Origin of the sequence: Lacrimispora amygdalina (assembly GCF_003432035.1) — a bacterium.
Classification (GTDB): domain Bacteria; phylum Bacillota; class Clostridia; order Lachnospirales; family Lachnospiraceae; genus Lacrimispora; species Lacrimispora amygdalina.
This window is the reverse complement of the sequence record NZ_QOHO01000142.1, coordinates 1-5447: the sequence shown is the minus strand read 5'-3', so window position 1 is coordinate 5447 and position 5447 is coordinate 1. Positions and strand designations below refer to the sequence as shown.

Annotated in this window: 6 protein-coding genes; all 6 read left to right on the top strand. The window is 40.8% G+C overall.

Features of this window, described 5'->3' with window-relative positions:
• The first annotated feature begins 309 nt into the window (after positions 1-309).
• The 6 genes from DS742_RS30180 (at position 310) to DS742_RS28195 (ending at position 5088) form a co-directional block, all read left to right on the top strand.
• Entirely contained in the window at positions 310-561 is a 252-nt protein-coding gene (locus tag DS742_RS30180) for a DUF488 family protein, N3 subclade (protein ID WP_437126236.1), read from the top strand.
• A 15-nt stretch (positions 562-576) separates the two neighbouring features.
• Positions 577-1152, top strand: coding sequence for a flavodoxin family protein (locus DS742_RS28215; RefSeq protein ID WP_117420226.1), 576 nt, complete (start codon positions 577-579; stop codon positions 1150-1152).
• A gap of 89 nt (positions 1153-1241) precedes the next feature.
• Complete coding sequence (locus DS742_RS28210; protein WP_117420225.1) at positions 1242-1511, top strand: hypothetical protein; 270 nt, start codon at positions 1242-1244, stop codon at positions 1509-1511.
• Between the two features lie 79 nt (positions 1512-1590).
• The gene (locus DS742_RS28205) at positions 1591-2229 is read left to right on the top strand and encodes a GntR family transcriptional regulator (protein WP_170313633.1); all 639 of its coding nucleotides are present in this window, start codon (positions 1591-1593) and stop codon (positions 2227-2229) included.
• A gap of 159 nt (positions 2230-2388) precedes the next feature.
• Positions 2389-3522, top strand: coding sequence for an ABC transporter ATP-binding protein (locus tag DS742_RS28200; RefSeq protein ID WP_117420224.1), 1134 nt, complete (start codon positions 2389-2391; stop codon positions 3520-3522).
• Positions 3523-5088 carry an ABC transporter permease/substrate-binding protein gene (locus tag DS742_RS28195; RefSeq protein WP_117420223.1) on the top strand — a complete coding sequence of 522 codons (1566 nt, stop codon included), beginning with the start codon at positions 3523-3525 and terminating at the stop codon, positions 5086-5088. It abuts the gene before it with no gap.
• Positions 5089-5447 lie beyond the last annotated feature (359 nt).

The window sequence follows — 5447 nt, the reverse complement described above, 5'->3', positions numbered from 1 at the left end:
TCAAAGCGGAATGAATGTTGTGAACTTTATCATAAGTCCAGATTTGCTTGAAAATAAAATAAAGGACGGAGCTGGTTTGCTCAATCCTTTAAATTACTATCTAAGAAAAGTTGGAATATAAGTTGTAGAGCCGTATACGAGACCCGTACGTACGGTTCAATGAGAGGGAAATAATTCTTAGCAATTATTTCTCTACTCTATTATCGAATGGAAGGGTATCTGTATTGATTTCATTCTGAGAGGCTTCCAGGAAACAGAGCATTTACAAATTTTAAGATTAAGATTATAATTATTTTTAGACGGAAAGAGATGGTTAAATTGCGAGAGCACATAATAAAAAGGATATACGACAATACGATTGATCTGGAAGGAAAGATGTTTTTTGTGGATCTTTTATGGCCCAGAGGGTTGAAAAAGGCATCCATGGAGTCTGTTATATGGAAGAAATCCATAGTTCCCTCTACGGATCAGCGAAAGCGGTGCTGTTTTAGCTATTTCATCTTTGGTATGTTGCGTGTGCAACATACCATTTTTAAATATATGGTAAAGTTAAAAAAGTAAAAAAAGGTGAATAAGATGAACGATAAAATATTTGTCTATTTATCATCCCTCACAGGAAATACGGAGAAGCTTGCAAAGGGCGTATTAGAGAATCTGAGCAGAAAAAACTGTTCTTTTTCTTTGCATGACAATGAATTTATCACCTCTTCCGGTGAAATAGGTGAGTTGGTTATTCTGTTTTTCTGGTGTCGGAGGGGAAATATAGATTCTGCCAGCCGTGTGTTTTTAGAACACTGTAAGAATAAAAAGATCATAGCAGTGGGTACCATGGGAGGTTATCCTGACAGTGAGTATGGAAGTAAGGTAAAGGATGTGGTTTTTCAGGTGATTTCGGAGAACAACATCTGCATGGGAGTATTTTTGTCCCAGGGAAAAATTGACATTCAGCGGACGGAATATAGAAAGACATTGCCTCCGGAACATCCTCACTATTTAGATGAAGAGGGAATCAGGCGTCATGAGGAGTCACAAAAACATCCCGATCAAACCGATATTGAGCGGGCTGGGACGTTTTTGGAGAAAAAAATCATGGAATATAAAGCTGTCAGTGAAGTTATCTGTGTAGATAGAGAACCATGTATAAAAAAATAAACAAGTTTGGTATACTGTTATTTCCTTCAAAATTATGTTATAATAGTAATAGTTATCTTTATTTTAATTACTCTATGGGAGGCATTGGTATGAATCTTTGTATTGGTGATAAAATTACAGTCTGTGAGAAAGATCATGAGAATAGTTATAGTGTAGAAGAAATCACAGAAGATTATGTGAAACTGACAAATGGCATTACTTACTACCATAATGAAAGGGAAGAACAGGAAAAAGGGGAGAAGGAACTGATTACGCAGCAGGTAGTCAACCGGCTCCACCAGGTGGAAGATATCAGTTATCAGAAGGCTGTTAAGATACTGGAAATTCTCATGGATGCAGATGGTGATACAGAGAATTAACATGGCTTGTTTTTCATCTGATTTTAGGCTATACTAAATCTGTTTTATATTATAATTCAGAAAAGGAAATGATAATCACATGGACATAGAGCCAAAGACCAGAACCGTTATTCCCCGTTACCAGCAGATTGCAATCGAGGTAGCGGCCCGCATTGCCAATGGAGAATACGGAGAAGGTGAGAAGATATATGCCCGCTCCTCACTTGCAAGCCAGTATGGCGTTTCGCCGGAAACTGCCCGCAGGGCCATTTGCATACTCAGTGATTTGGGGATTGTATCATCAGAAAAGGGCAGCGGTATTATTATAAGATCCCAGAAAAAAGCAGCGGATTATATTCAGCAGAACAGCAAGCTGGAGACCATTGATACCATTAAAGAGAATTTATTAAAAAGTGTATCCCGCCAGAAAAAAGAGATGGACTACCTAAATGAGTGCATGAAAGATCTGATTGAAGCTTCGGTTCATTTCCGCTCTATGAATCCGTTTATGCCATTTGAGATCCGGATCACAAAGGACTGTGTTTATTTAAATAAGACGGTGACAGAGATACAGTTCTGGCAGCATACCGGCGCGACTGTAATCGCTGTAAGCAGAAAGGACATGGTGATGAAATCGCCGGGACCCTATGTAGCTCTGACGGAGGGCGATACCATTTATTTCATTGCCCAGGATGATACGGCAGACCGTGTAAAGGGATTTTTATATCCCGGTAAATAGATTTATAACCAGAAGCCTGAAGGAAAATCCTTTGGGCTTTTTAAGGTTTTAAGGCCGCAGGAATCGGATGAACTCCTGCGGCCTTATTTCGAAATTTGACAAAGTAGCAACTTTAACATATAATATAAGTTGTCACTAAAAAAGAAAGGAGCGTAATCGATGATAAAATTTGAGAATATTTCTAAACAGTATAAGGCAAAAAAGGTTCTCAATGATATTACCTTTACCGTACAGAAGGGAAGCCTGGTGGCGATTATTGGAGAGAGCGGCTGCGGAAAGACAACGCTTTTAAAGATGATAAACCGCCTGATAAAACCTACCTCCGGAATGATTTGTATTGATGGCAGAGATGCGGCCGCCATGGATGAAGTTACTTTACGAAGAAGAATCGGGTATGTAATCCAGCAGACAGGTCTCTTTCCTCATATGACAATAAGAGAGAATATAGAGCTGATCCCCAGGCTTGAGAAGATGCCTTTAAAGGACCTAGAAGATAATACAAAAAGACTGATGCAGATGGTCGGGCTGGATTGCGGCGAATTTTTAGACCGGTACCCAACTGAACTCAGCGGAGGCCAGCAGCAGCGTGTGGGAGTAGCCAGAGCCTTTGCCACAGATCCGGATATTATTCTGATGGATGAACCTTTTTCCGCATTGGATCCCATGACCAGATCCGATTTGCAGGATGAACTGGTTCAGCTCCAGGGCAAGTTAAAAAAGACCATTATTTTTGTCACACATGATATGGACGAAGCCATTAAGATAGCCGATATGATCTGTATTATGAAGGATGGGGACATTTTGCAATATGATACGCCGGAGAATATTTTAAACAATCCTGCAGATGAATTTGTATCCAGCTTTGTGGGTAAAAACAGGATCTGGTCATCACCGGAATTTATAAGGGTATCTGATATCATGATTGAACAGCCGGTTACAGCAGCCAGAGATCTTTCCGTATTAAAATGCGTTGATAAGATGCGTCAGAATAAAGTGGACACACTTCTGATTATTGACAGGGAAAGCCGGCGCTTAGAAGGTATGGTAAAAGCCAGCGTGTTAAGAAGCGTGGAGGATAAGTCAAAACAGGCAGAAGAATACATGACCGAGGATTTTAAAGTACTGCTGCCAGATGAAAACATTCTGGATGCATTAAAGATTGTTACAGATTATAAAGTATCTGCCGTTCCGGTTGTTGATGAAAGCAGACGTTTAAAAGGTTTGATTACGAAAAGCAGCCTGGTGACGACGTTAAGTCAGCAATATTTTGATTATGAAGGAGGAGATGCGTAAATGGATTTTTGGACTTATATCGGAGACAGTTACCCGCAGATCATAACCTTGCTGATTGAACATGTGAAGCTGACAGCAATTTCTGTAGGACTTGCAATATTAATTGGTGTGCCTCTTGGGATATTAATCGCCCATGCATCAAAAGCCAATAAACCAGTGCTGACAGCAGCTAATATTATTCAGGCCATTCCAAGTATGGCATTGCTGGGATTTATGATTCCGCTGCTTGGTATTGGTACAGTTCCCGCAATTGTCGCGGTTGTTCTTTATTCTCTGCTTCCCATCATAAAAAACACCTATACAGGTATCGAAAATTTAAATCCACAGACAATTGAAGCAGCCAGAGGAATTGGCTTGACTCCCTTACAGGTACTGACAAAGGTTCAGATCCCTCTTGCGCTTCCGGTAATCATGGCAGGAGTAAGAATCGCATCTGTCACGGCAGTAGGTCTTATGACCATGGCTGCATTTATCGGGGCGGGCGGACTTGGATATCTGGTCTTTTCCGGAATCAGGACAGTGAATAACAACCAGATTCTGGCAGGTGCCATTCCGGCTTGTATGCTTGCTTTAAGTGTTGACTTTATCATCGGACTGGTTGAAAAACTGGTCACCCCCATCAGTCTGCAAAAGGGCGACAGAGCGGAGAAGATAAAGAAGAGAACCGTTCATAAAGCGGGCCTTGGTGCAGCGGCAGCTCTGCTTGCAGCCGTGTTTTTATTTACTTCAGTCAGCACGGGCAATCAGGCGGGCAGGACCATCTCTATCGGCTCAAAGGATTTTACGGAACAGGAAATATTGGGAAATCTGGTGGCGGATTTAGTAGAAGCAAGAACTGATATAAAAGTGAACCGCAGGCTGAGCCTCGGTGGTACTCAGGTTTGCGCGGGCGCACTAAAGAGCGGAGATATTGATCTATATATCGAATACAGCGGAACCGCATATACGGATATGCTAAAATATCCGCCAATCAGTGATATGGAGAAGGTTTATGAAACTGTTAAAAAGGAATATGAAGAGCGTTTTGATCTGGCAGTTTTAAAACAGATGCAGTTTAACAATACTTACGTACTCGCAGTCAGTCAGGAGACTGCAGAGAAAAACGGAATCGAGACTGTCAGCGATTTATCCAGGATAGCAGGTTCTATGGCTTCCGGCACAACGTTTGAATTTTCCAACAGGGAAGACGGACTTGCCGGGATAGAAAAAAACTATGGATTTGAAATGGGAAAAAAACTTACCATAGACGGCTCACCACGTTATACCGCGCTGGCTAATGGTGAGGTAGATGTAGTTGATGCATTTGCCACTGATGGTCTTTTAAAGAAATTTCATTTAAAGACCCTGACTGATGATAAACACTTTTTCCCGCCTTATTACGCTATGCCTGTGATAAGAGAGGAAACTCTTGAAAAATGTCCGGAATTACCGGGGCTGTTAGAAGAACTGGGGGATATTCTCACAGACGAGGTTATGGTGGAGTTAAACTATAAAGTAGACGAACTCCAGCAGACCCCTGAAAAGGCAGCAGCAGATTTCTTAAAGGAAAGCGGGCTTGTATCATGATTTTTTCTTCTCTTTTGTTTTTTATTCTTTCTGAGTGTTTTTGCCGTCCGGGTTTATGCCGGTTCCTGGCCGGAGAGAAGGGGCTGACACACAAGGAAGAACGTATCGGCCATGCTTTTGGAAGTTATTTAAGAGCAGATGCATTTCTTCTCCTTCTATTATGGGGATTAAGTTTTTTCCCCTTCCCTTATCTTTATCAGGGAATCGGAGTGCTTTTTTTGATTATAACATTTTTTTATCTAAAAAAAATGGTAATAATTTTAAGGAAGACTGCATAAGGGAAAATGCTCCCTTATAGCAGTTTTTTTTAAATTGACTGGAAAAATTTAGAAAATTATAAGAATTTTAATATTTAATTC